We start from the raw sequence: 26,438 nt of genomic DNA, 5'->3' as shown, positions 1-26,438 counted from the left end.
GGAGGAGGTGTAAGTAATCATTAGAATAATTTTTGATTAATAAGGATATGTATGCCAAATCTAAACCTGTTTTTTATAGTAAAAAACATATTAATTTAAAGGGGGAAGTAAATAGAAACACCCTTTATTTGAGCGTTTCTATTGTTATGACTGTTTATTATTAAAATTTCTATAGTACTTCAACAATTGATTCGCAAAGTCTGGACATGTTATCTAATGTCATACCAGCCACGTTGATACGTCCTGAGTTTACGATGTAAATGCCATAATCATTACGTAATTTTAGTACTTGTTCTTCGTTCAAACCACTGAACGAAAACATGCCATTTTGTTTGGCAATAAAACTAAAATCTTGATTTGCACCTTTGTCTTGTAAGGTTTTTACAAATAGTTGTCGCATGCGGTGAATGCGTTGACGCATACTTGTTAATTCATCGATCCACTCTTCTTTTAATTCTTCATTGTTTAATATATAAGAGACGATTTTAGCGCCATGGGCAGGAGGGTTTGAGTAATTAGCTCGAATAATTGTTTTGACTTGACTAAAGGCTCGATCGGCAATTTCAGCATTTGCCGCAATTAATGTAAATGCTCCCACTCGTTCGTTATATAAACCAAAATTTTTAGAATATGAACTTGCAATAAGTAGTTCTGGATGATTATTGGCAAATAACCGTAACCCATAAACGTCTTCTTCTATACCTTGTCCAAAGCCTTGATAAGCTAAATCAAACAGTGGTAACCAACCATTTTTTAAGGCAAGATTCGATATAGCTTGCCATTGTTCTGGGGTTGGATCGATACCCGTTGGGTTATGACAGCATCCATGGAATAATACCGCTTCGCCAGCAGTAACTTGGTTTAAGCTACTCATCATGGCATCAAAATCAAGAGTGTACGTTTGTGCACTGTAATAATGGTATTCGCGTACTTCAAGGCCTGCCATTTGGAATACACTACGATGATTTGGCCAAGTTGGATTACTAACCCAAACTCGTTTTATTTTGGTTCGACGAGCTAAAAAGTCTGCCATAATGCGTAAAGCCCCTGTTCCTCCAGGTGCTTGTGCAGTTCTTGCTCGTTCATTTTCACTACCAAAAAGCAAAGTTTGCGTTGCAATATTGAAGGATTTGAGACCGTCAATAGGAAAGTAACTTTTTGTGGTTTCGTCATTTAGTAACAAATGCCCTGCTTTTCTGACACTTTCTAAAATAGGGGTTTTGGTCGTTTCATCTTTATAAATACCGACACTTAAATTAATTTTATTGGTGCGTTCATCTTTATTATAAAGGTCTGCTAGCCCTAAAATGGGATCGGCTGGTGCCGCTGTCAAATTTTCAAACATAATCCACCTATTTAATTGATTATTATTACTGCATTATATACACATTATTTTGTAAGTTACAATTTCAAATAGGTATACGATAAAATAGATTTTTGTAAACATTTTTAACGTTCTTATAGTTACTGAAAAACTGTAAGTTGATTAAAAAATGAAATCAAATCATTAGTTAATGTCGTTAGTTCTCCTGTTATTAAGTCCTCTTTTACTATTTCGCCCGTTAAATTGTTTAATGAAATTATTTTTGTGCTGTCATCCGTCGTAGCTATAAAAATGGTTGGTGTTCGTTTTAATCTTTTTTGTTGGGATAAATGAGCTATTAAATTTTGTTCTAAAGTTGAAAAGTCATCATCGTTCCATGCTTGAATTAAGGTTAAATCTGTGTCGGTAAATTTAGCCGTCATATTACCAGCATATTGTGTACCATAAAAAATGTGAGCAGAGGGATGTAAAATGATACCAATAACTTGTTCAACAATCGATAGATCTCTTGGCGGCTCTAATAAGAATGGATGCCAAAATACCGTGAGATGGTCAGTTTTTAAAATACAAGGCGAGGGGATGGCATGTAGTTCTTCGCTTTGTGGTGCGTATTTGAATTGCTCAATCCAACGAGTAGTAAAATTAAGTAAGGCAATTTTATTGGCAGAGTTCATAAACAGATATATCTCATATTTAAATTATAATGTTATTTTATCTTAATTATACTGATTAAGTTTTGTTATGCATAATTGCATCAGTGTTTTATTTTTAGTTAATGGGATAATTAGTAAGAAAAAATTTTGTAAAAAAGTTTCAGGTAACTATGTGTTTCAGTAAAAAATTTAAGCAAATTAAATAAGTTATTTATTGTGTGGTTAAAGCAAGTTGAATATAACTAAAAATGAATTCTTAACTGTTTGTAAAATAGCCAGTTTAATTTGCTTGCTATCCTTGACTGAAACGTTAATAATAGTGGCGGATAATTTTATCCTTGTAATGCAGCAATGGCGTTAGACATTACAGTTTTTCAAAATAAAATAGCGTAAGTAGAATCATTATAATTAGATAATATGTTTATTTTAAACAATTGCATAAAGATTTAGTTTATTTGCTAAAGCCATTAAGAAACATAGGCTTGCAAATTAGCCGTATTAATAGTGTCAATAAATTATACAATTAGGTTTTTTTAATATTTAGTGCTTTTTAATTTAGCATGTTACTTAATGTATGATATTGATGTTGTGTAAGCGGTATCAGGTTCACATAAAATAATAACAAAAATAACATAAATAAAATAATGAATGCTGTATACCAATATTTAGTTAAGTACCATTATTCATCATTGTTAAAATAATCACTTATCAATAATAAGATTCTACCTACTGTTAATTAAGATTAATCAAGAGTGTAGAATAATGAAAAGAATGCTAATCAATGCAACCCAGCAAGAAGAGCTGCGAGTTGCGCTTGTTGATGGTCAACGATTGTATGATTTAGATATCGAAAGCCTTGGACATGAACAAAAAAAAGCGAATATTTATAAAGGTAAAATCACTAAAATCAATCCAAGTTTAGAAGCCGCTTTTGTTTCGTATGGTGGTGAGCGTGATGGTTTTTTACCTTTAAAAGAGATTGCTGAAAGCTATTTCCCATCTAATATTTCTGGTCGTCGTAGTATTAAACATCTGCAGGAAGGTCAAGAAGTCCTTATCCAAATTGAAAAAGAGATTCGTGGCAAAAAAGGTGCGGCTTTAACCACCTATATTAGTTTAGCTGGTAGCTATTTGGTGTTGATGCCTAATGATCCTCGTGCTGGCGGTGTTTCGCGCCGTATAGAAGGTGAAGAAAGAGCAGATCTTAAGCGTATTATTGATGCAATTGAAAAGCCAAGAGGCATGGGTGTTATAGCTCGAACGGCGGGTGTTGGTAAAAGCCAGGAGGAGTTGCAACAAGATTTAGATGCATTAGTTAACTATTGGACAGCAATTCAAAACGAAGCCAAAAAACATCCTGCACCAAGCTTGATTCATAAAGAAAGTGATATCATTACTCGTGCGTTTCGTGATTATTTGCGTGATGATGTTGGTGATATTTTAATTGATAATCCTAAAGTACTTGAGATTGCTAAAAAACGTTTAGCTGATTTGGGACGTGTTGAGTATATTAGTCGCTTAAAGCTTTATGAGGGTGATGTGCCATTATTTAATCATTTCCAAATTGAGGGGCAGATTGAATCGGCATTCCAGCGAGAAGTTCGCTTACCTTCTGGTGGTTCAATCGTTATTGATGCTACAGAAGCGCTTACAGCAATTGATATTAACTCGGCTAAATCCATTCGTGGTAGTGATATTGAAGAAACAGCATTTAATACTAACCTTGAAGCAGCCGAAGAAATAGCTCGTCAACTACGCTTACGTGATTTAGGTGGTTTGATTGTTATCGATTTTATTGATATGACACCAGTCCGTAATCAGCGTGAGGTAGAAAATCGCTTAAAAGAAGCGATGAAAACCGATCGTGCACGAATTCAAACTACGCGAATTTCACGCTTTGGTTTACTTGAAATGTCGCGCCAACGTTTAAGTCCTTCATTACGTGAAGCAACGCATCATATTTGTCCTCGTTGTCAAGGTACAGGTACAGTTCGGGACAATAACTCATTGTCTTTATCTATTCTTCGATTGATTCAAGAAGAAGCAATGAAAGATAATACAGTACAAATCGATGTTATTGTTCCTGTGCCAATAGCAAGCTACTTACTCAACGAAAAACGTCGTGCTATCACCAATATTGAAAGTATGCATCCTGATGTCAAAATTGTGATTGCTGGCGATGAAGAGATGGAAACCCCATTGTATAAGGTGATTCGTAAGCGTAGAGGCGAAGAAACAGATGTACTGAGTTATAATCTTCCAAAATTGATTCGTGAACTTGAGGAAGAGGAAGAAGAGCAACAAGCTGTTGAAGTTATTGTTGAACAAGCTGTATTATCAGGCCCTAAAGTTGAAGCATGTGTAGCACCAAAAGAAAAGGTAGAGTCAAAAACTAAAAAATCAGGCGGTCTGTTTAGTGGGTTATTTGGTAAATTACGTAAACTGTTTGTTACTGAAAAAGTAGAACCTCAGCCAGAAGTTAAAACAAGACCAACTAAAAGACGGGATAATCAACGTTCAAACAATCGACGTCAACGTAATCACCGAAACAACAATGCTGCTAATAATGGTAATTTTGTTGCAGCAGGTAATATTGACGAGGTTAAAGAATCAAGTCGAAATAATAATCGCAGAGCTAAACAAAATAGTAATTCAAATACTAATTTAGCAAACTCTGAGAATAATTTTAAGGCAGATAAAGTTGTCGAGGAAGTAGTACAACCCAAACTGCGTGAGGCTAAGCCAAGACGTCAACAACGAGCATTAACTAAAAGTGTTCGTGTGAAAAATAGTAATGCTACTGCCACGGTGCAGACTGAACAAGAACGGGTAATTATTCCTTCTTTACTATTGCCTGTTATTGTCTCAGAATCGGCTGAGGGCAATATTGTATCGGAAATTCAACCGAAACGTCAGCGCCGTACTTCAAGACATTTACGAATGAATGGCCAACGTAATAAACGCCGTGTTCGTAATGTAGAATTAAAACAGTCTCCAGTACCATTACCGTTTGCAGCAGCATCATTGGAATTAGCTTTAGGTCGTGTTGTTGTTGATTACAGTCAAATAGCTAATTATGAACCACATAATGTGGTACCTGTCATTCCATCGCTTTTACTCCCTGTTATTGTTAAAAATGAGGAAGATGTAAATAGTACTGCTAGTGTTAATGAGGTATCAAAAGCTCCCTTATTTGTAAGTGCTCATGAGAATTTTACCGTTAATGAGAAAAATGATAGTGATCTTGTAATTAATGATTCACACTCAATAGGTTATTCTTCATCAGCAATGACTAAAGCACCTGCACCAGAATATGTGACTTATGATGTTGAAATAAAATCGCGTGAAGAATCAGATTATCATTTTGAAGGTAAAGGTAATGCTGGCGGTTTAAGTGCTCAGGATCATGCTTATGCTGCAGCAAGTAAACCAGTAATACTGGATAATCAATAAATAGATTAATACACGGTGGCGTGGTTATGTCGCCGTGTTTTAATTAATTATAATAGCGATAAAGATAAATAATGATTATCTATATTTTTAAGAAAATAGTAACGTTTTTGTTTATTATCTGCGTATTAGCTCAGATTAGTTTTTGTTTAGTTTATTTTAGCCCTCACTCAACATTTAACATTAATAATTTAAGTTTTTTGGATGCATACAGTGATTTTTTTAAACAGTTGCTGCAAGGTCAATTCAGATTGTTAACTGGAGAAACGGTGCCGTTTCTTCATACATTATTGGCTACATTTGAACTGTGTATTCTCGCTTTATTCGTTGCTTTACTGATTGGATTACCATTGGGAATTTTTCTTGGGCTTAGTAATATTAATTGGTTAAATGATATTATCCGTTTAGGATCTTTATTATTGTATTCTTGTCCTATAGTTATGGTTGTTATTATTGTTATGTATTGGTTATCGCCAACTTGGTCGATAACGATGAATTTTAATGTATCGCCATCAGTAGCTGGAACTTCTTTATTGGATCTTTTAATTTCATCAAAAACAGATAAATGGCATATGATATTTGATCAACTTCACTATTTGTTTTTGCCGATCATTATTTTAGCTATTCAACCAAGCATTATGACTATTCAACTTGTTAGCCAGAATGTAAGAAATACATCACGACAGAATTTTATTAAAATGGCGATTATTCGTGAGCGGTCACCATTTAAAATTTTACGCCGTCATTTATTACCTAATTCCATTCCTGCGACTATTCCACAGCTAACTTATAATACGACAACACTATTGTTTTCAACTATGGTAATTGAAATTTTATTTAATCGAGTAGGATTAGGACAATGGGTGATGCTTGCTTATCATCATCATAATTATTTTGTTATTTCTATTGCCATTTTAGCCTGTGGCACTGTCATCAGTTTGTTAACGTTATTGGGCGAAATTTCGGCGGTAGTTATTTATCCTTTACGTCATAAGGAACATTATGTCTAGGCAAGCAAGATTGCTTAAAAATGTTAATTTAAGCTTTAATCGGTTGCATAGCAATCTTTACTTAATTGTTGGCTTTTATGGCATATTAGCGATCTCATTTGTGGCATTATCAACCAAATGGTTTTTTCATGCTCATTTAACCCCTATTTACCCAACTTCATTACCACCTGCTTGGTGGTCTAATGGTGATATTAATCATATATTAGGTACAAATGCTAAAGGACAAGATATTTTTGATTATTTGTTAATTGGTTATCGTTCAACTATGTCAATGACATTAAAGGCGGTTTTTTATGTGGCTGTCATTGGTGGGTTAATTAATTACTTAATGTTTTTTATATCATTTATACGCCCTTTTATATTATTTGTTTTTAAATTTTGTATGGTAGTACCACCGTTACTTGGTGTGATTGTGATTAGCTTATTATTAGAAGATGACATTACTAATGTTTTATTGGTAATAGGGTTATCTTATACGCCACGCTTTATTTATAATATTCATCAGCGTGCCATCAATGAATGGAATAAAACGTATATTACGGCCTATAGACTTGATGGATTATCTTCCTTTACAATTTTTAATCATTATATTTTACCTAATATTTTACCTATTTATTTGACTGAAATTGTTTCGCTATTTGGTTCAATTATTTTAACTATTACTACCATAACTTTTTTAGGTTTTGCCAATGATGTTTCTCGACCAGATTTAGGTATGATGATGTTTCAGATGAAAGATATCATTGCAACTAATTATTTAGCCTTTTTATCTCCGGGAATTGCGGTTTCTGCTACAATTATTTTGGTTTATTTATTCAATTTTGGATTATATGGCCGTCGAGCAGGAACTTAATTATGGCATTATTAGATATTCGGAATTTAACCATTGAGTTTATTACGCCAGATGGTTTTTTGCGCGCAATTGATCGTGTAAATTTAAAGTTGTCAGAAGGTGAAATTCGAGGTTTAGTTGGTGAGTCAGGATCTGGAAAAAGCCTTATCGCTAAAGCTATTTTAGGCGTAACTAATCATAATTGGAAGATTTCAGCTGATCGATTTTATTTTAATGGCATTGATTTACTTAAACTTACTCCTAGACAGCGCCGAAAAGTCATTAGTGCCAATATATCGATGATATTCCAAGAACCACAATCTTGCTTAGATCCTTCCATGAAAGTAGGACAACAATTAATTAGTGCAATTCCAAGAAGGACATTTAAGGGGCATTGGTGGCAAAGGTTATTTTGGCGTAAACATCGAGCGATTGAGTTATTGCATCGGGTAGGAATTAAGAATCATAAGGAGATATTAAAATCTTATCCGTTTGAATTGACTGAAGGTGAATGTCAAAAAGTCATGATTGCAATTGCGTTAGCTAATCAGCCTAAGCTACTTATTGCTGATGAGCCGACAAATGCGATGGAAGCAACTACTGAAGCACAAATTTTTAGGTTGCTAGCTAGTATGAATCAAAATGTGGGTACCACTATCTTATTTATTAGTCATGATCTGCAAATGGTTACCAGATGGACTGATCGTATCAATGTTTTATATTGTGGACAGACAGTTGAAGTTGCTGATAGTAAAGATTTAATTAAATTGCCTTATCATCCTTATACTCAGGCGCTAATTTATGCAATTCCTGATTTTGGTAAAGCGATGCCGCATAAAAGTCCTTTAAATACTTTGCCTGGAGTGATCCCATCATTAGAACACCTACCAATAGGTTGTCGATTAGGGCCTCGTTGTCCATATGCTCAGAAAAAATGTATTTTGGTGCCAGAATTGATACCGATAAAAGATCATTTCGTAGCCTGTCATTTTCCGTTAAATACTGATGAGTAGCCATAAATAATAGGAATATACGATGAATCCAATATTAAGAGTGCGTAACTTATCTAAGCAATTTAAAATTCCTAAAGGATTTCTGGGACATTTATACATTAATGCGGTGAAGCCATTATCGTTTTCTCTTAATGAAGGTAAAACACTTGCAATTATCGGGCAAAATGGTTCTGGCAAATCGACACTTGCAAAAATGTTAGTTGGTATGATAAAGCCCGATAGTGGAGATATCTGGATTGATGGTAATAAAGTTCAATACGGCGATTATAGCTATCGTTGTCAACTAATTCGTATGATATTTCAGCATGTAGAAAGTTCATTTGATCCAAGATTACGTATTGGGCAATTGCTTGAAATACCATTAAAGTGTAATGCTAATTATGATGCTCATGAACGTGAAAAGTTAATTAGAGATGTATTGAAGCAAGTTGGATTGTTACCTGAACATGCCTCTTATTATCCTTCAGTGATGGCTGCGGGGCAAAAACAGCGTGTGGCATTAGCTCGAGCATTGATTTTAAAACCCAAAGTAATAATTTTAGATGAAGCATTAGCTGCACTTGATATTTCGATGCGTTCGCAAATTGTTAATTTAATGCTGACGTTACAAGCTGAACAAAATATCTCTTATGTATATGTTACCCAAGATATTGGAATGATGAAACATATCAGCGATGAAATTTTAGTTATGCATAATGGCGAATTGGTTGAATATGGTAATACCGCTGAAGTATTAGCTTCACCGCTGAGTGATATTACCCAAAAATTAATCAATAGCTATTTTGGTGAAGCGCTTACCGCAGATACTTGGCGTACCGATACTCGTACTTTTTAATCAACAATTCTATTCGAGTTATTTTGATTTTTGCATGAAGCAATACACATTTCTTTAGAATGTTCGTCAATTTGTAATTTGATTATTTTGATTATTTTGTTAGATAAAAAATCTCGACAAATAAATTAAAAGATACTATATTTAGCTATACGGATTTCTAGACGTCTATTTGATGTTTAAAAATGACTTACCGATTTAGGAGTTTTTGTTATGCCTATTTGTATTCCTGACTCATTACCTGCGGGTGATGTATTACGTAATGAGAATGTATTTGTTATGACTTCATCTCGTGCTAATACCCAAGAAATTCGACCTCTTAAGCTTCTTTTTTTAAATTTAATGCCTAAAAAAATCGAAACAGAAAACCAATTTTTACGCTTACTTTCTAATTCGTCTTTACAAGTTGATATTCAGTTATTACGTATTGATCAGCGAGAGTCTAAAAATACGCCTATTGAACATTTAAATAGTTTTTATTGTGATTTTGATGATATTTGTGAGCAAAATTTTGATGGGTTAATTATAACAGGTGCCCCACTAGGGAAAGTGGCTTTTTCCGATGTTGTGTATTGGTCTAAGTTAGCTGAAATTATTACTTGGGCAAAGGATCATGTTACTTCAACTATGTTTGTTTGTTGGGGTGTTCAAGCTGCTTTGAATGTCTTATATGATTTACCAAAATTTACTCGCACGCAAAAGTTATCGGGTGTTTTTCAGCATCATATTGTGCAATCTAATGCGATTTTAACACGCGGTTTTGATGATACCTTTTGGGCTCCCCATTCTCGTTATGCTGATTTTCCAATTGATAAAATAAAAACATATACCGATTTAACTATTTTAGCTGAGTCTGATATTACTGGTCCTTATTTAATGGCTACAGCTGATAAGCGGATGGTATTTGTAACAGGTCATCCTGAATATGATTCTTCAACGTTGGCAAATGAATATTATCGAGACTTAAATGCAGGCATTCATCCTGATATGCCATATAACTATTTTCCTGATAATAATCCTCATTTAACACCAAAAGCCACATGGCGTAGCCACGCTTACCTATTATTCAGTAACTGGCTCAACTATTATGTTTACCAGTTAACTCCATTTGATTTAACTACTCGAAATTTAACGATTGATGACTAATAAAGGTTAGCCGCATCTTATAATCAAATTTTGTTAGGTTGTTGCTAGATTTATTTAACAATAACCTATTTAAATTGGATCTTACAATGCCAAATATTAAATAATAATTGGTTAAACTTGTGAAATATGATCTGAATGTAATTTTAGTTATATAACTAGACTTGTAACCAAAATGTTACAGGACCATCATTAATCAATGATACTTGCATATCGGCTGCAAATTGGCCAGTTTGAGTTGTTATTTTTTGTTGGCATTGTTCTACAAAAAACTGGTAAAGCCTATTTGCTTCATCGGGTTTAGCGCCTTTTGTAAAGCTTGGTCGCATTCCTTTTTTAGTGTCTGCAGCTAGGGTAAATTGAGAAACAACTAATACTTCGCCATTAGCTTGGTTAACATTTAAATTCATTTTTCCTCCATTATCGCTGAAAATACGATAACCTAAAACTTTGTCACATAAACGAATTGCTTTTTGTTCGTCATCGTCTTGCTCAATTCCGAGTAAAATCAGTAATCCCTGATTAATTTGTCCAATGATATTATTGTCTACTGTCACACTAGCTTTTTTTACTCGTTGGATTAAGGCGATCATAATTTAATTACTCTGGTAAAGAAGGGTTGTTAACAATATGTTTTTTTTGTCGGTTATAGTCAGTTAAGGTTGCTGCAAATTCGGCCCCAAACAAGACAATGCACCAAGAAAAATAGATCCAAACTAACATAATGGGGATTGATGATACTACTCCGTAAATGAGTTGATATGTTGGAAACGAAGTAACATATAGTGCAAATGCGCGTTTACCTATTTCAAATAATGCTGCAGCGACAAACGCTCCAATCATCGATTCTTTTAAAGGTACAGACTCTGTCGGGATAATGCTATAAAGTAGCCAAAATCCAACTACAGAAATAATAAACGGTAAGCAATTAAGTAGTATATTACCCGTTGTTGCTGTAGATAGCCATTTCAATGAAAAAATATAAGAGCTAACCGCTATACTAGAGCCGATTAAAATTGGGCCTAAGGTTAGTATTGTCCAATACATGGTTAGATTGTATATAAAGGAACGTTTGCGTTTAGTTTGCCAAATATGATTAAGTGCTGTATTAATTGAGTTGATAAGCAACAGTGATGTGACAATCAGACCAATTATACCAACAAAGGTCATTTTTTTTGTATTGGAGATGAATTGTTCTAAATAATTTTGAATGGTGTCACTCGCCGTTGGAACAAGATTGTTATAGATTAATTGTTTCAATAAATGGCTAATTTCATCAAACATAGGAAAAGCTGAGAGTAAAGAAAAAATAACGGTAATAAGTGGAACTAGTGCTAGGATGGTGGTATAAGCGAGTCCCGCAGAAGAAGTTGTTAGTCGGTCATGGTTGATACGATTCCATAACATTTTCATAAAAATCTGTATTTGCGTCATTGATCTCATCGGCTTTTTATATTCTAGTTAGAAATAACACAGTTATTAATCCCATTACTATTTAATAAGTTTAATGTGATATCGGCTTCTTTTTTACTGGTATAAGGTCCTACTGTGACTCGGTATAATTGGCCTGAAGAAATATTGCCACTAACCCCCGTCATTGCGAGCTTAGCTTTTAGTTTATCAGCATTAGATTTATCTTTAAATGCACCACATTGTAATAGCCATTTGTTTGTAATAACTTGTGTTGGCTGTGATTGTGACGTTACATTTGATGTTTGGTTTTTCGTTGTTGCTTCTTTTTGAGAAGGCGTTACAGTGCGTGCATTATTGACAAAGCTATTTAAGATTTGCTCTCTTTCACTAGCAATTGAACTTGATGTTGAGCCATAATTAGCATTAGGGGCTTCTAATTCTTTAAGGTATGTCCAACGCTCTTGAGGTTGTTCAGGTAAAGTTATTGAAGGAGGTTGAGTTTTTGCTTTTGGTGGTTCAACGGATTTTTTAGGTGTATTATTTGCAACAAAATAGAGAATAGCAGAAAATAAAATAATAATTATAATAGCCAAAAATATCATAAAATTAGGCTTACTTCGTGACTTATTTTTTTTTGATTGGCTCTTTTTTCTGACATAATCACGCTGAACCACAATAAACTCTCTTTTTAATAATATTGTATAAAATAAAACTAGTATATAAATAAAAAAAGTGGCTTACACCACTTTTTTCGTATTTCTTTAACTATGTTAGTCAAAAAATTAATGTATTAAGCCAACGCTTTAATTTGTTTGATTAGATTTGCTTTATGACGTGCAGCTTTATTTTTGTGAATTAAGCCACGAGCCGCTTGACGGTCAACAACTGCTTGCATGTCTTTGAATGCCACTTCAGCTGTTTGTTTATCACCAGCTGCGACAGCTGCGTAAACTTTCTTAATATAAGTACGCATCATTGAACGGTTACTAGCATTATGTTTACGGCGTTTTTCGGATTGAACCGCACGCTTCTTAGCTGATTTGATATTAGCCAAAGTCAACTCCCAAGTTTAGATAAAAATTACATATTAATAAGGTGGCAAAATATGCCTTAATTTCTTCCTATTGTCAATGGCGTTACATAAAAAAATATGTTGGTAGTTTTTGTATTTATTATTAATGTTTATTATTTGCACAGTAATCCCTATAACCTAAAAAGAATTTTTATGTTAGAATAGCGTAAGTTTTATTTTATTTATATTTTACAAGGGGAAGTATCATGTCTATTATTAGAATGCAAGATCTTGATCTAAAAGGAAAACGCTTATTTATTCGCTCAGATCTTAATGTGCCGGTCAAAAATGGTAAGGTAACTTCCGATGCGCGTATTAAAGCATCACTACCTACTATTGTAGAAGCCATCAAAAAAGGTGCTAAAGTAATGGTTACCTCTCATATTGGCCGTCCAACAGAAGGTGAATATAATCCAGAGTTCTCTTTACAACCTGTTGTTGATTATTTAAAAGAACACGTGTCATTCCCTGTTCGTTTAGTAAAAGATTACCTCAATGGTGTAGATGTAAAAGAAGGCGAGTTAGTTGTACTTGAAAACGTTCGTTTCAATGTAGGCGAAGGTAAAGATGATGAAACTTTGTCTAAAAAATACGCTGCTCTTTGTGATATTTATGTAATGGATGCATTTGGTACAGCTCACCGAGCTCAAGCTTCGACTCATGGTGCTGGTAAATTTGCTCCAGTGGCTTGTGCTGGTCCATTGTTAGCAGCTGAACTTGATGCGTTAGGTAAAGCATTAGATAATCCAGAAAGGCCAATGGTTGCTATCGTTGCTGGTTCTAAAGTATCAACAAAATTAACCGTACTTGATTCTTTATCAAAAATTGCTGACCAAATTATTGTCGGTGGCGGTATTGCTAATACTTTTATTGCCGCTGAAGGTTATAATGTAGGTAAGTCTCTTTATGAAGCAGACTTAATTTCAGAAGCTAAAAAATTAATGGCTAACTGTGAAATCCCAGTTCCAACTGATGTTCGTGTTGCAACAGAATTTAGTGAAACAGCAACAGCGACTGAAAAATCAGTTAAAGATGTTAAAGAAAATGAACAAATTCTTGATTTAGGTGATAAATCAGCAGAAGTATTAGCAAGTATTATTAAAAATGCTAAAACCATTTTATGGAATGGTCCAGTGGGTGTTTTTGAATTTCCTAATTTCCGCCGTGGTACTGAAATTGTAGCAAAAGCAATTGCCGATAGCGAGGGTTTTTCAATTGCTGGTGGTGGAGATACATTAGCTGCAATCGATCTATTTGGTATTGAAGATAAAATCTCTTATATTTCAACTGGTGGTGGAGCTTTTCTTGAGTTTGTTGAAGGTAAAAAACTCCCCGCTGTTGCGATGCTAGAAGCTAGAGCAAAGGCCTAGTATTTGAGTTCAGTAAAAGGATGAGATAATTACTAATCCTTTGATTTTTATAAATAAATTTATAGGTAATAAAATGGTTACTAAGATTTCTGATGTTGTTAAACCTGGTGTTGTCACTGGTGATGATGTTCAAAAAGTATTTCAAATCGCTCGCGAAAATAACTTTGCATTACCTGCGGTTAACTGTGTTGACACAAATACTATCAATGCCGTTATTGAAACAGCCGCAAAAGTAGGTTCTCCTGTTATTGTTCAGTTTTCTAACGGTGGAGCTCAATTTATTGCTGGTAAAGGCCTAAAATTAGAAGGTCAAGAATGTGCTGTGTTGGGTGCTATTTCTGGCGCAAAACATGTTCATCTTATGGCTGAAAAATATGGAGTCCCTGTTATTGTTCATACTGATCACTGCGCTAAAAAATTACTTCCATGGGTTGATGGCTTACTGGATGCAGGTGAAACTCATTTTGCTAAAACAGGTAAACCATTATTTTCATCTCATATGATTGATCTTTCAGAAGAGTCATTAAAAGATAATATTGATATTTGTTGTCAATATCTTGCTCGTATGTCAGCAATGAAAATGACTTTAGAGTTAGAGCTAGGATGTACTGGTGGTGAAGAAGATGGTGTTGATAATAGTCATATGGATAGCTCAGCACTTTATACTCAACCAGAAGATGTAGCTTATGCTTATGAGCGTTTAAGTGCTATCAGTCCTCGTTTTACTATTGCAGCTTCATTTGGTAATGTGCATGGAGTTTATAAACCAGGTAATGTTAAATTAACGCCAAAAATTTTAGATAACTCACAAAAATATGTATCTGAAAAATATAATCTACCAGCTAAATCATTAAACTTTGTATTCCATGGTGGATCAGGCTCTACACCAGAAGAAATAGCTGAAGCAGTTAGTTATGGTGTAATTAAAATGAATATTGACACAGATACGCAATGGGCTAACTGGTCTGGTATCTTAGATTACTACAAAGCAAATGAAGCTTACTTACAGGGGCAATTAGGTAACCCTGAAGGCGTTGATGCTCCAAATAAAAAATACTACGATCCTCGCGTATGGTTACGTAAGGGACAAGATTCTTTAGTTGCCCGTTTAGAACTTGCATTTAAAGAGCTTAACGCTGTAGATGTTCTTTAATTTTTATGTTATTTAGGATTAAAGCAAGGTATTTGCCTTGCTTTTGATTTATCTATTCTTAAATTAAATCTTGCATTTTCATTTAAGTTATAGGATAATTCTGCCCTCATTTAACTTAGGGGAGCTGTCTATTTATTAATAATTATTATTAATAGAGGCGTTTGCACCCGAGCAAAGGAAACTAAAAATGGCAAAAAAAGTACAAGCTTACATCAAGTTGCAAGTTGCAGCTGGTGCAGCAAATCCTAGCCCACCAGTTGGTCCAGCACTTGGTCAACATGGTGTGAATATCATGGAATTCTGTAAAGCATTTAATGCAAAAACAGAAAGCATGGAAAAAGGATTACCAATTCCTGTAGTAATTACAGTCTATTCTGACCGTTCATTTACATTCGTAACTAAAACACCTCCAGCTGCTGTTTTGTTAAAGAAAGCGGCTAAAATCAAATCTGGTTCAGGTGAACCTAATAAGAAAAAAGTAGGTAAAGTAACGAGCGCACAAATTCGCGAAATCGCTGAATTGAAAGCTGCAGATATGAATGGTGCTACCATTGAAACGATGATGCGTTCTATTGAGGGAACAGCTCGTTCAATGGGCTTGGAAGTGGAGGGTTAATTCATGGCTAAATTATCTAAGAAGGCTAAACTTATCCGCGAAAAAGTAAACGCAACTAAACAATATGAAATCAATGAAGCAATTACTTTATTAAAAGAATTAGCTACAGCTAAATTTACAGAAAGTGTTGATGTCGCTGTTAATTTAGGTATTGATTCACGTAAATCAGATCAAAATGTTCGTGGTGCAATCGTTCTTCCTCATGGTACTGGACGTAGCGTGCGTGTTGCTGTCTTTACTCAGGGGGCAAATGCAGAGGCTGCAAAAGAAGCTGGTGCTGAATTAGTGGGTATGGACGATCTTGCAGATCAAATCAAAAAGGGCGAAATGGATTTTGATGTCGTAATTGCATCACCTGACGCTATGCGCGTTGTTGGTCAATTAGGTCAAATTTTAGGACCACGTGGTTTAATGCCAAATCCTAAAGTTGGAACTGTAACTCCTAACGTTGCAGAAGCCGTAAAAAACGCTAAAGCTGGTCAGATCCGTTACCGTAATGATAAGAATGGTATTATCCATACTACTATTGGTAAAGCTGATTTTGATGCAGATAAGCTTAAAGAAAATTTAGAAGCATTACTTGTTGCGTTGAAACGTGCAAAACCAGCCTCTTCTAAAGGTGTATTTATTAAGAAAGTTAGCCTTTCTACTACAATGGGTGCTGGTGTTGCTATTGATCAAGCAACATTAAATGCAACTGTTTAATTATTATTTATAATTAAATAGAGAAATCGGTTGGTGTCTGGCCTTAACCAGACCCCGTCCAAGACCGTAGGTGTGGTTGTTGTGTGACTACTTAATTTTCCTACGTAGACGGTGACAGAACCTGATAAGATATAATAGAAGGATTCTGCTCATCGTGGTTGTGCTAGCTATATTTGTAGCTAGCTTGAATAAGTCTAGGCTTTTGCCTAGTATAATCCAGGAGCAATACCAATGGCACTAAATCTTCAAAATAAACAAGAAATTGTTGCTGAAGTCAATGAAATCGCCAAAGGTGCGCTATCTGCAGTTGTTGCTGATTCTCGAGGCATAACTGTAGAAAAAATGACTGCATTACGTAAATCTGCTCGTGAAGCTGGTGTTTATATGCGTGTTGTTCGTAATACGCTATTACGCCGTGTTGTTGAGGGCACTCAATATGAGTGTTTAAAAGATACGTTTGTTGGTCCAACTCTAATTGCATTTTCAAATGAGCACCCAGGTGCTGCAGCGCGCCTTTTTAAGGCGTTTGCGAAAGAAAATGAAAAATTTGAGATTAAAGCCGCAGCCTTTGAAGGTGAGTTGATTACTGCAGCGAATATTGATCGCTTAGCAACATTACCTACATATGAAGAAGCATTAGCTCGCTTGATGTCAACCATGAAAGAAGCCGCAGCTGGCAAATTGGTTCGTACTCTTGCAGCGGTTCGTGATCAAAAAGAAGCTGCTTAATTGGCGGTTTGATTGTGAATTTTATTAATTAAAAAATGTAAATTTGGGAAACTATATTATGTCTATCACTAAAGAACAAATTTTAGATGCAGTTGCTGAAATGTCTGTTATGGATGTTGTTGAACTTGTATCAATGATGGAAGAAAAATTTGGCGTTTCTGCAGCAGCAGCTGTAGCTGTAGCCGCAGCAGGTCCAGCTGAAGCAGCAGAAGAGAAATCTGAATTTGATGTAATCTTAAAAGATGTTGGTGCTAATAAAGTAGCTGTTATTAAAGCAGTTCGTGGTGCAACTGGTTTAGGTTTAAAAGAAGCTAAAGACCTTGTTGAATCAGCTCCAGCAACAGTTAAAGAAGGCGTTAGCAAAGCCGATGCTGATGAACTTAAGAAAGCACTTGAAGAATCTGGTGCTGTTGTCGAACTTAAATAAGTTTATCGATATTACGATAAATGGCTGGGGGTTTTATACCTCCAGCCTTTTTGCGCTATAATAAGTTAAAGAATTTTATTTGAAGATTATCAATAAAAAATAATAAAGAAATAGTATATTTATTAAGCCTAATCAATTGATATTTATAGATATTTTCGATGAGGTGTCAGGTGTATCAGTTGGCGACAACACCCTGATGAATATTTAATCATGCTAAAATAGCAGATAAGCAAGTTGAGGAACTAATGGTTTACTCTTATACCGAGAAAAAACGAATTCGTAAGAATTTTGGTAAGCGTCCACAAGTCTTGGATATACCGTATCTTCTTTCTATTCAACTTGATTCGTTCCAGAAATTTATTGAGCAAGATCCAGAAGGACAATATGGCTTAGAAGCTGCATTCCGTTCAATATTTCCGATAAAAAGTTATAGTGGTAACGCTGAGTTACAATACGTGAGCTTTATGATGGGCGAACCTGTGTTTGATGTTAAAGAATGTCAAATTAGAGGGATCACCTACTCAGCACCGTTGCGCGTAAAATTACGTTTAGTTATTTATGATAAAGATGCGCCAGAGGGAACAGTTAAAGATATTAAAGAGCAAGACGTCTATATGGGCGAAATTCCTTTAATGACAGACAATGGGACTTTTGTGATCAACGGCACAGAACGTGTAATCGTTTCGCAGTTACATCGTAGTCCAGGTGTGTTCTTTGATAGTGATAAAGGTAAAACGCACTCTTCTGGTAAAGTTTTATATAATGCTCGGATTATTCCTTATCGTGGTTCTTGGCTTGATTTTGAATTTGATCCAAAAGATAATCTTTTTGCTCGTATTGACCGTCGTCGTAAACTTCCAGCAACAATTATTTTACGTGCATTAGGTTATGAAACAGAAGAAATTTTAGATATCTTCTTCGAAAAAACTATTTTTGAAGTAAGTAAATCTAAGTTAAAAATGGATCTTGTTCCTGAGCGTTTACGTGGCGATACTGCGCTATTTGATATTGAATCAAAAGGTAAAGTTTATGCTGAAAAAGGCCGACGTATTACAGCTCGTCACATTCGTGAGTTAGAAAAAGATAAAGTTAGCAAAATTGATGTACCAGTTGAATATATTGTTAATAAAGTTCTTGCTAAAAATTATGTTGATGAAGAAACAGGTGAAGTAATTGCTTTTGCCAATACTCCGATTTCATTAGAACTCTTGCTTCAATTAACTAATGCTGGATATAAAAAGATAGAAACATTATTCACTAATGATTTAGATCATGGTGCATTTATTTCTGAAACTTTAAATGTTGATTCAACTCGTGACCGCCTTGGTGCATTAGTTGAAATTTATCGCATGATGCGTCCGGGTGAGCCACCTACAAAAGAAGCAGCTGAAGCTTTATTTGATAATTTATTCTTCTCTGACGAACGCTATGATTTATCTGCTGTTGGTCGAATGAAGTTTAACCGTTCATTAGGGCGTGATGACATTGAAGGCGAAAGCGTTTTAACGAAAGATGATATCGTTGACGTAATGAAGAAATTAATCGCTATTCGTAATGGTCACGGTGAAGTTGATGATATCGACCATTTAGGTAATAGACGTATTCGTAGTGTTGGTGAAATGGCAGAAAACCAATTTCGTATTGGTTTAGTTCGTGTTGAACGAGCAGTGAAAGAACGCTTATCTCTAGGTGATCTTGATTCACTAATGCCACAAGATATGATTAATGCTAAACCAATTTCAGCAGCGATTCGTGAATTCTTTGGTTCAAGTCAATTATCTCAGTTTATGGATCAAAACAATCCACTATCCGAAATTACGCATAAACGTCGTATTTCAGCTTTAGGACCAGGTGGTTTAACGCGTGAACGAGCAGGATTCGAAGTGCGTGACGTACATCCAACGCACTATGGACGTGTATGTCCAATCGAAACGCCTGAAGGTCCAAACATTGGTTTGATTAATTCATTAGCAGTTTATGCTCGTACCAATGAGTATGGCTTTTTAGAAACACCATACCGTCGTGTTATTGATGGTATTGTAACTGATGAAATTAACTATCTATCAGCGATTGATGAAAGTGAATTTGTAATTGCTCAGGCAAATTCAAATCTTGATGAAAATGGTCGTTTTAAAGAAGATTTAGTAACTTGTCGTTTAAGTGGTGAATCGGGTTTATATAGTCCTGAACAAATTCATTATATGGATGTATCAACTCAACAAATCGTATCAGTTGGTGCTTCATTAATTCCGTTCCTTGAACATGATGATGCGAACCGTGCCTTAATGGGTGCGAACATGCAACGTCAAGCAGTACCAACGTTAAAAGCTGAAAAGCCGTTTGTTGGGACTGGTATGGAACGTGCTGTAGCTGTTGACTCGGGTGTAACAGCGGTTGCTCGTCGTGGTGGTACAGTTCAATATGTTGATGCATCACGTATTGTGGTTAATGTTAATTCAGATGAAATATATGCCGGTGAAACAGGTATTGATATTTATAACTTAACTAAATATACCCGGTCTAACCAAAATACTTGTATTAACCAAATTCCATGTGTGGAATTGGGAGAAAAAGTTGAACGTGGTGATGTACTTGCAGATGGTCCATCTACTGACTTAGGTGAATTGGCATTAGGTCAAAATATGCGAGTGGCATTTATGCCATGGAATGGTTATAACTTTGAGGATTCTATTTTAGTTTCTGAAAAAGTGGTACAAGACGACCGTTTTACTTCGATTCATATTCAAGAGTTATCTTGTATTTCTCGTGATACGAAATTAGGTGCAGAAGAAATTACTGCGGATATTCCAAACGTAGGTGAAGCCGCACTGTCTAAACTTGATGAGTCTGGTATTGTATACATCGGTGCTGAAGTAAAAGGCGGTGATATTCTAGTTGGTAAAGTGACACCTAAAGGTGAAACACAATTAACGCCAGAAGAAAAATTACTACGCGCTATTTTTGGTGAAAAGGCATCTGACGTTAAAGATACCTCATTACGTGTGCCAAATGGTGTTTCAGGTACTGTTATTGATGTTCAAGTGTTTACTCGTGATGGTGTAGAAAAAGATAAGCGTGCAATTGAAATCGAAGAGATGCAACTCAAACAGGCAAGAAAAGATTTAACAGAAGAACTTAAAATCTTAGAAGCTGCATTGTTTGCTCGAATTCGTGATGTATTAATTTCAGGTGGAATCAAAGCGGATAAATTAGATGCTTTACCACATGAAAAATGGCTAACAATTGGTATCGCAGACGAAGATAAACAAGCTCAATTAGAACAGTTGGCTGAACAGTACGACGAAATTAAAACAGAGTTTAACAAAAAACTTGAAGCTAAACGTATGAAGATCACTCAAGGCGATGATCTACAGCCTGGCGTTCTTAAAATTGTTAAAGTTTACTTGGCAGTTAAACGTCAAATTCAGCCTGGTGATAAGATGGCTGGTCGTCATGGTAACAAAGGGGTTATTTCAAAAATTAACCCAATTGAAGATATGCCTTATGATGAAAAAGGTCGTCCAGTTGATATCGTATTGAATCCGCTAGGTGTTCCGTCCCGTATGAATATTGGACAGATCTTAGAAACTCATTTGGGTATGGCTGCTAAAGGTATTGGTCAGAAGATCGATGCTATGCTAAAAGAACAGCAGGAATTAGCTAAATTACGTGAATTTATTCAAAAAGCGTATGATCTTGGTTTAGGTGCTGCGCAAAAAGTTAATGTTGCAGAATTTACTGATCAAGAAGTGATGACTTTAGCACAAAATTTACGTAATGGTATGCCATTAGCAACACCTGTATTTGATGGTGCTAAAGAGCGAGAAATTAAGGCATTACTTGAGCTAGGTGACTTACCAACTTCTGGCCAAATTACTTTGTACGATGGTCGTACAGGTGAAAAATTTGAACGTCCAGTTACTGTAGGTTATATGTATATGCTCAAATTGAATCACTTAGTTGATGACAAAATGCATGCTCGTTCTACTGGTTCATACAGTCTGGTTACTCAACAACCATTGGGTGGTAAAGCTCAATTTGGTGGTCAACGTTTTGGTGAGATGGAAGTATGGGCACTTGAAGCATATGGTGCAGCTTATACCTTACAAGAAATGTTAACCGTTAAATCTGATGACGTAAACGGTCGAACTAAGATGTATAAAAATATTGTAGATGGTGATCATCGTATGGAGCCTGCGATTCCAGAATCATTTAATGTACTATTAAAAGAGATTCGTTCGCTAGGTATAAATATAGAGTTAGATGAAGAGTAATTTTCTCTAACTTAAATGATTTCTATTTATAGGGATAACTTATTAGTAATAATAAGTTATCTAATTGGTTTAACTCCATAGGAGTCAATTGTGAAAGACTTATTAAAGTTTCTAAAAGCACAAACAAAAACTGAAGACTTTGATGCTATCAAGATAGGCCTTGCTTCTCCTGATATGATTCGCTCATGGTCTTTTGGTGAAGTCAAAAAACCTGAAACAATCAATTATCGTACGTTCAAACCTGAACGTGATGGATTGTTTTGTGCACGTATTTTCGGACCAGTAAAAGATTATGAATGTTTATGTGGAAAATATAAACGTCTAAAACACCGTGGTGTTATTTGTGAAAAATGTGGAGTTGAAGTAACTCAAGCTAAAGTACGTCGTGAACGTATGGGGCACATTGAACTTGCATCTCCAACTGCTCATATCTGGTTTTTAAAATCATTACCTTCTCGCATCGGTTTATTACTTGATATGCCACTTCGCGATATTGAACGAGTGCTTTATTTTGAGTCATTTATGGTTCTTGATGGTGGCATGACTAATTTAGAGCGAGGTCAGATTTTAACTGAAGAGCAATATCTTGACGCGTTAGAAGAGTTTGGTGATGAGTTTGATGCTCGTATGGGTGCTGAAGCTATCCAAGAATTATTGCGTAATATTGATGTGCAAGCAGAATGTGAAGCTCTACGCGATGAGCTAGCAACTACTAATTCTGAAACTAAGCGTAAAAAACTAACTAAACGTATTAAGATTATTGAAGCATTTATTCAATCAGAAAACAAACCTGAATGGATGATCTTAAACGTATTACCTGTGTTGCCACCAGATTTACGTCCATTGGTTCCACTAGATGGTGGGCGCTTTGCAACATCAGATCTAAATGATCTTTACCGTAGAGTTATTAACCGTAATAACCGTTTAAAACGTTTATTGGATTTAGCTGCACCAGATATTATTGTACGTAATGAAAAACGTATGTTACAAGAATCTGTTGACGCATTATTAGATAATGGTCGCCGAGGTCGTGCAATTACAGGTTCTAACAAACGCCCATTAAAGTCCCTTGCCGATATGATCAAAGGTAAACAAGGTCGTTTCCGTCAAAACTTGTTAGGTAAACGTGTTGACTATTCGGGTCGTTCTGTAATTACTGTAGGTCCATACTTGCATTTGCATCAGTGTGGTTTACCGAAGAAAATGGCACTTGAATTATTCAAACCATTTATTTATGGGAAATTAGAACGTCGCGGTTATGCAACAACCATTAAAGCTGCGAAGAAAATGGTTGAGCGTGAAGATGCAATTGTTTGGGATATCTTAGATGAAGTTATTCGTGAACATCCAGTATTATTAAACCGTGCTCCAACGTTACATAGACTAGGTATTCAAGCGTTTGAACCTATCCTAATTGAAGGTAAAGCAATTCAATTACACCCACTAGTTTGTGCGGCATTTAATGCTGACTTTGATGGTGACCAAATGGCGGTTCACGTTCCATTAACGTTAGAAGCTCAGTTAGAAGCACGTGCGTTAATGATGTCAACCAACAATATTCTTTCACCGGCAAGTGGAGAACCTATTATCGTTCCTTCTCAGGATGTGGTTTTAGGCCTTTACTATATGACTCGTGATAAAGTTAATGCCAAAGGTGAAGGCATGGTATTAACTGGTCCTAAAGAAGCTGAAAAGCTATACCGTTTAGGCCTAGTTGAATTGCATGCTAAGGTTAAAGTTCGTATTACTGAAAGTCAACGAAATAGTGTAGGTGAGTGGGAAGATACTACTTCGATTGTTGATACAACTGTCGGTCGTGCAATTCTATGGTTAATTATGCCAAAAGGAATGAATTTCTCTGTTATTAATCAGCCTCTTGGTAAAAAAGCGATCTCTAAGATTTTAAATATTTGTTATCGCCAATTAGGTATGAAAGATACGGTAATTTTAGCCGACCAAATTATGTACACTGGATTTGCTTATGCAGCACGTTCAGGGGTATCTGTTGGTATTGATGATATGGAGATTCCAGCTAAGAAATCACAAATCATCAATGAAGCTGAAATTGAAGTTGCTGAAATCCAAGAGCAATTCCAATCAGGTTTAGTAACTGCTGGTGAACGTTATAATAAAGTTATCGATATTTGGGCTGCAGCTAATGAACGTGTTGCTAAAGCCATGATGGATAACTTATCAACTGAAAAAGTCATTAACCGTGAAGGTGAGGAAGAAGTTCAATCTTCTTTCAATAGTATTTACATGATGGCCGACTCAGGTGCACGTGGTTCTGCTGCACAGATTCGTCAGCTTGCTGGTATGCGTGGTTTGATGGCAAAACCAGATGGTTCGATTATCGAAACACCTATCACAGCGAACTTCCGTGAAGGATTAAACGTACTTCAGTACTTTATTTCTACTCATGGTGCGCGTAAAGGTCTTGCCGATACTGCATTAAAAACAGCAAACTCAGGTTACTTAACTCGACGTTTAGTTGACGTTGCACAAGATCTAGTGGTAATCGAAGACGACTGTGGCACCTTAGAAGGTGTGGTCATGACACCAGTTATCGAAGGTGGTGATGTTAAAGAACCACTTCGTGAGCGTGTATTAGGTCGAGTCACAGCTGAAGATGTATTAAAACCTGGTAGTGCAGATATCTTAATTCCACGTAATACTTTACTTGATGAAAGTAAATGTGACTTACTTGAAGCTGAATCGGTAGATAGTGTTAAAGTACGTTCAGTCGTTTCGTGTGATACTGATTTTGGTGTTTGTGCAAAATGTTATGGACGAGATTTGGCTCGAGGTCACTTGGTTAATAAAGGTGAAGCCATCGGTGTTATTGCTGCGCAATCAATTGGTGAACCAGGTACTCAGTTAACCATGCGTACGTTCCATATTGGTGGTGCGGCATCGCGAGCTGCTGCTGAATCAAGTGTGCAAGTTAAAAACAAAGGTAGTATTAAATTAACTAATGCTAAATTTGTAACTAACCCAGATAAGAAATTGGTTATTACTTCGCGTAATGCTGAATTAACTATTATTGATGAATTAGGTCGAATGAAAGAAACCTATAAAGTTCCTTACGGTTCGATTTTAAGTAAAGGTAATGGTGTAACAGTTGATGCGGGTGAAACTGTTGCTAACTGGGATCCGCATACAATGCCAGTTATTTCTGAAGCAAAAGGTTTTGTTCGTTTTGTTGATATGGTTGATGGGCAAACTATTACTCGCCAAACTGACGAATTAACTGGTTTATCATCTATTGTGATATTAGATGTGGCAGAACGTACTGGTGTGGGTAAAGATTTACGTCCAGCAATTAAAATTGTTGATGCTAAAGGCAAAGATATCTATCTTGCTGGTACAGAAATGCTTGCACAATACTTTTTACCAGGTAAAGCGCTAGTACAGTTAGAGGACGGTGCAGAAATCAATATTGGTGACACACTTGCTCGTATTCCACAAGCATCTGTTGGTACCAAAGATATCACCGGTGGTTTACCTCGCGTTGCTGACCTATTTGAAGCACGTAAACCAAAAGAGCCTGCTATTTTAGCTGAAATTGATGGTATCATTTCATTTGGTAAAGAAACAAAAGGTAAACGTCGTTTAATTATCACTCCGTTAGATGGTAGTGAACCATATGAAGAAATGATTCCAAAATGGCGTCAACTTAACGTGTTTGAAGGTGAACAAGTTGGTCGTGGAGATGTAATTTCTGATGGACCTGAATCGGCTCATGACATTTTACGTCTACGTGGTGTTAATGCTGTAACACGCTATATTGTAAACGAGGTTCAAGAAGTTTATCGTCTACAAGGTGTAAAAATTAACGATAAACACATTGAAGTTATCGTGCGTCAGATGTTACGTAAAGCAACAGTTATCCATCCTGGCGGCTCTCGCTTGCTTGAAGGCGAACAACTTGAAGTTTCACGCTTGAAGATTATCAATCGTGAACTTGAGGCTCAAGGTAAAGAACCAATTGTTTATTTACACGATCTACTTGGTATTACGAAAGCATCATTAACGACTGAATCGTTTATTTCTGCAGCTTCGTTCCAAGAAACGACTCGCGTCTTAACTGAGGCAGCGGTAGCTGGTAAAAATGACGAATTACGTGGCTTAAAAGAAAACGTAATTGTTGGTCGATTAATTCCAGCTGGTACAGGTTATGCTTACCATAAGGAACGTTTACGTAAACGAGCAATGCCATCGACGGATGAGATTCAAACAACAATTTCAGCTGAAGAAGCTACAGCTAATTTAGCTGAGTTACTAAATTCTGCTGAAGAAAATCAATAGTCTCATTAGATTTGATTCATAAATAGCACGCACAGCGTGCTATTTTTTTATATGATAAATAAAAGTTATAAATTAAAAAAGTATAGGCACGTATGTTGTAATGAATCGTCTTTA

At 35.7% G+C, this 26,438-nt stretch carries 20 protein-coding genes; 14 read left to right on the top strand and 6 right to left on the bottom strand.

Annotation, left to right across the window (positions count from 1 at the left end; all coding sequences use genetic code 11):
• Positions 1–169 precede the first annotated feature (169 nt).
• Positions 170–1,345 (bottom strand): amino acid aminotransferase, encoded by a 1,176-nt coding sequence (locus tag A9G38_RS10815; RefSeq protein ID WP_034910379.1) that lies wholly within the window; start codon positions 1,343–1,345, stop codon positions 170–172.
• Positions 1,346–1,464: 119 nt separating this feature from the next.
• Complete coding sequence (gene syd / locus A9G38_RS10810) at positions 1,465–1,998, bottom strand: SecY-interacting protein (RefSeq protein WP_034910383.1); 534 nt, start codon at positions 1,996–1,998, stop codon at positions 1,465–1,467.
• Between the two features lie 741 nt (positions 1,999–2,739).
• Between syd and rne the strand changes: the two genes are divergently transcribed.
• From rne to metA, 6 genes are all read left to right on the top strand, one after another.
• A complete protein-coding gene (rne, locus tag A9G38_RS10805) occupies positions 2,740–5,430 on the top strand; it encodes a ribonuclease E (protein ID WP_034910385.1) in 2,691 nt (896 codons plus the stop codon).
• Positions 5,431–5,696: 266 nt separating this feature from the next.
• Positions 5,697–6,437: an ABC transporter permease subunit gene (locus tag A9G38_RS10800; RefSeq protein ID WP_162162639.1), complete on the top strand. Its 741-nt coding sequence runs from the start codon at positions 5,697–5,699 to the stop codon at positions 6,435–6,437.
• Positions 6,430–7,290: an ABC transporter permease subunit gene (locus A9G38_RS10795; protein ID WP_034910389.1), complete on the top strand. Its 861-nt coding sequence runs from the start codon at positions 6,430–6,432 to the stop codon at positions 7,288–7,290. Before A9G38_RS10800 ends, A9G38_RS10795 begins: the two co-directional genes overlap by 8 nt.
• 2 nt (positions 7,291–7,292) lie before the next feature.
• Positions 7,293–8,282, top strand: coding sequence for a peptide ABC transporter ATP-binding protein (locus tag A9G38_RS10790; RefSeq protein ID WP_034910391.1), 990 nt, complete (start codon positions 7,293–7,295; stop codon positions 8,280–8,282).
• 22 nt (positions 8,283–8,304) lie between these two features.
• Positions 8,305–9,117, top strand: a complete 813-nt coding sequence (locus A9G38_RS10785) for a peptide ABC transporter ATP-binding protein (RefSeq protein WP_034910395.1) — start codon at positions 8,305–8,307, stop codon at positions 9,115–9,117.
• Positions 9,118–9,327: 210 nt separating this feature from the next.
• Positions 9,328–10,260, top strand: coding sequence for a homoserine O-acetyltransferase MetA (metA, locus tag A9G38_RS10780; protein WP_034910400.1), 933 nt, complete (start codon positions 9,328–9,330; stop codon positions 10,258–10,260).
• A 155-nt stretch (positions 10,261–10,415) separates the two neighbouring features.
• On the opposite strand, the gene dtd is transcribed toward metA, so the two are convergent.
• From dtd to rpsT, 4 genes are all read right to left on the bottom strand, one after another.
• Positions 10,416–10,850 carry a D-aminoacyl-tRNA deacylase gene (gene dtd, locus A9G38_RS10775; protein WP_034910402.1) on the bottom strand — a complete coding sequence of 145 codons (435 nt, stop codon included), beginning with the start codon at positions 10,848–10,850 and terminating at the stop codon, positions 10,416–10,418.
• A 7-nt stretch (positions 10,851–10,857) separates the two neighbouring features.
• Entirely contained in the window at positions 10,858–11,691 is an 834-nt protein-coding gene (locus A9G38_RS10770; RefSeq protein WP_218056521.1) for a virulence factor BrkB family protein, read from the bottom strand.
• Positions 11,692–11,714: 23 nt separating this feature from the next.
• Entirely contained in the window at positions 11,715–12,263 is a 549-nt protein-coding gene (locus A9G38_RS10765) for an SPOR domain-containing protein (RefSeq protein ID WP_162162640.1), read from the bottom strand.
• Between the two features lie 197 nt (positions 12,264–12,460).
• Positions 12,461–12,724: a 30S ribosomal protein S20 gene (gene rpsT / locus A9G38_RS10760; protein WP_025316521.1), complete on the bottom strand. Its 264-nt coding sequence runs from the start codon at positions 12,722–12,724 to the stop codon at positions 12,461–12,463.
• Between the two features lie 224 nt (positions 12,725–12,948).
• Here rpsT and pgk point away from each other — a divergent pair, with 224 nt between their 5' ends.
• The 8 genes from pgk to rpoC all read left to right on the top strand — a co-directional run bounded on the left by pgk (position 12,949) and on the right by rpoC (position 26,324).
• Positions 12,949–14,112, top strand: a complete 1,164-nt coding sequence (gene pgk / locus A9G38_RS10755; protein WP_034910413.1) for a phosphoglycerate kinase — start codon at positions 12,949–12,951, stop codon at positions 14,110–14,112.
• A 73-nt stretch (positions 14,113–14,185) separates the two neighbouring features.
• A complete protein-coding gene (fbaA, locus tag A9G38_RS10750) occupies positions 14,186–15,265 on the top strand; it encodes a class II fructose-bisphosphate aldolase (RefSeq protein ID WP_034910416.1) in 1,080 nt (359 codons plus the stop codon).
• Positions 15,266–15,452: 187 nt separating this feature from the next.
• Positions 15,453–15,881 (top strand): 50S ribosomal protein L11, encoded by a 429-nt coding sequence (rplK, locus tag A9G38_RS10745; RefSeq protein WP_034884321.1) that lies wholly within the window; start codon positions 15,453–15,455, stop codon positions 15,879–15,881.
• 3 nt (positions 15,882–15,884) lie between these two features.
• Positions 15,885–16,586 carry a 50S ribosomal protein L1 gene (rplA, locus tag A9G38_RS10740; RefSeq protein ID WP_034910418.1) on the top strand — a complete coding sequence of 234 codons (702 nt, stop codon included), beginning with the start codon at positions 15,885–15,887 and terminating at the stop codon, positions 16,584–16,586.
• Between the two features lie 231 nt (positions 16,587–16,817).
• Positions 16,818–17,315 (top strand): 50S ribosomal protein L10, encoded by a 498-nt coding sequence (gene rplJ / locus A9G38_RS10735; RefSeq protein ID WP_034910420.1) that lies wholly within the window; start codon positions 16,818–16,820, stop codon positions 17,313–17,315.
• A gap of 58 nt (positions 17,316–17,373) precedes the next feature.
• Positions 17,374–17,742, top strand: a complete 369-nt coding sequence (gene rplL, locus A9G38_RS10730; RefSeq protein WP_034901671.1) for a 50S ribosomal protein L7/L12 — start codon at positions 17,374–17,376, stop codon at positions 17,740–17,742.
• 245 nt (positions 17,743–17,987) lie between these two features.
• Positions 17,988–22,016, top strand: coding sequence for a DNA-directed RNA polymerase subunit beta (gene rpoB, locus A9G38_RS10725; protein WP_034910423.1), 4,029 nt, complete (start codon positions 17,988–17,990; stop codon positions 22,014–22,016).
• Positions 22,017–22,106: 90 nt separating this feature from the next.
• Positions 22,107–26,324, top strand: a complete 4,218-nt coding sequence (rpoC, locus tag A9G38_RS10720) for a DNA-directed RNA polymerase subunit beta' (protein WP_034910425.1) — start codon at positions 22,107–22,109, stop codon at positions 26,322–26,324.
• The last annotated feature ends 114 nt before the right edge of the window (positions 26,325–26,438 follow it).

Source organism: Gilliamella sp. Imp1-1 (assembly GCF_001690415.1).
In the GTDB taxonomy this organism is placed as follows: domain Bacteria; phylum Pseudomonadota; class Gammaproteobacteria; order Enterobacterales; family Orbaceae; genus Gilliamella; species Gilliamella bombi.
The sequence above is the reverse complement of the archived record's forward strand: the minus strand, read 5'-3'. Positions and strand labels throughout refer to the sequence as shown.

Coding starts and splice junctions, on each gene's coding strand:
- rplA (WP_034910418.1), top strand. CDS start 15,885: ATGGCTAAATTATCTAAGAAGGCTAAACTTATCCGCGAAAAAGTAAAC.
- pgk (WP_034910413.1), top strand. CDS start 12,949: ATGTCTATTATTAGAATGCAAGATCTTGATCTAAAAGGAAAACGCTTA.
- fbaA (WP_034910416.1), top strand. CDS start 14,186: ATGGTTACTAAGATTTCTGATGTTGTTAAACCTGGTGTTGTCACTGGT.
- rplL (WP_034901671.1), top strand. CDS start 17,374: ATGTCTATCACTAAAGAACAAATTTTAGATGCAGTTGCTGAAATGTCT.
- syd (WP_034910383.1), bottom strand. CDS start 1,998: ATGAACTCTGCCAATAAAATTGCCTTACTTAATTTTACTACTCGTTGG.
- rplJ (WP_034910420.1), top strand. CDS start 16,818: ATGGCACTAAATCTTCAAAATAAACAAGAAATTGTTGCTGAAGTCAAT.
- dtd (WP_034910402.1), bottom strand. CDS start 10,850: ATGATCGCCTTAATCCAACGAGTAAAAAAAGCTAGTGTGACAGTAGAC.
- rpoB (WP_034910423.1), top strand. CDS start 17,988: ATGGTTTACTCTTATACCGAGAAAAAACGAATTCGTAAGAATTTTGGT.
- A9G38_RS10785 (WP_034910395.1), top strand. CDS start 8,305: ATGAATCCAATATTAAGAGTGCGTAACTTATCTAAGCAATTTAAAATT.
- rne (WP_034910385.1), top strand. CDS start 2,740: ATGAAAAGAATGCTAATCAATGCAACCCAGCAAGAAGAGCTGCGAGTT.
- A9G38_RS10790 (WP_034910391.1), top strand. CDS start 7,293: ATGGCATTATTAGATATTCGGAATTTAACCATTGAGTTTATTACGCCA.
- A9G38_RS10795 (WP_034910389.1), top strand. CDS start 6,430: ATGTCTAGGCAAGCAAGATTGCTTAAAAATGTTAATTTAAGCTTTAAT.
- A9G38_RS10770 (WP_218056521.1), bottom strand. CDS start 11,691: ATGACGCAAATACAGATTTTTATGAAAATGTTATGGAATCGTATCAAC.
- A9G38_RS10815 (WP_034910379.1), bottom strand. CDS start 1,345: ATGTTTGAAAATTTGACAGCGGCACCAGCCGATCCCATTTTAGGGCTA.
- metA (WP_034910400.1), top strand. CDS start 9,328: ATGCCTATTTGTATTCCTGACTCATTACCTGCGGGTGATGTATTACGT.
- rplK (WP_034884321.1), top strand. CDS start 15,453: ATGGCAAAAAAAGTACAAGCTTACATCAAGTTGCAAGTTGCAGCTGGT.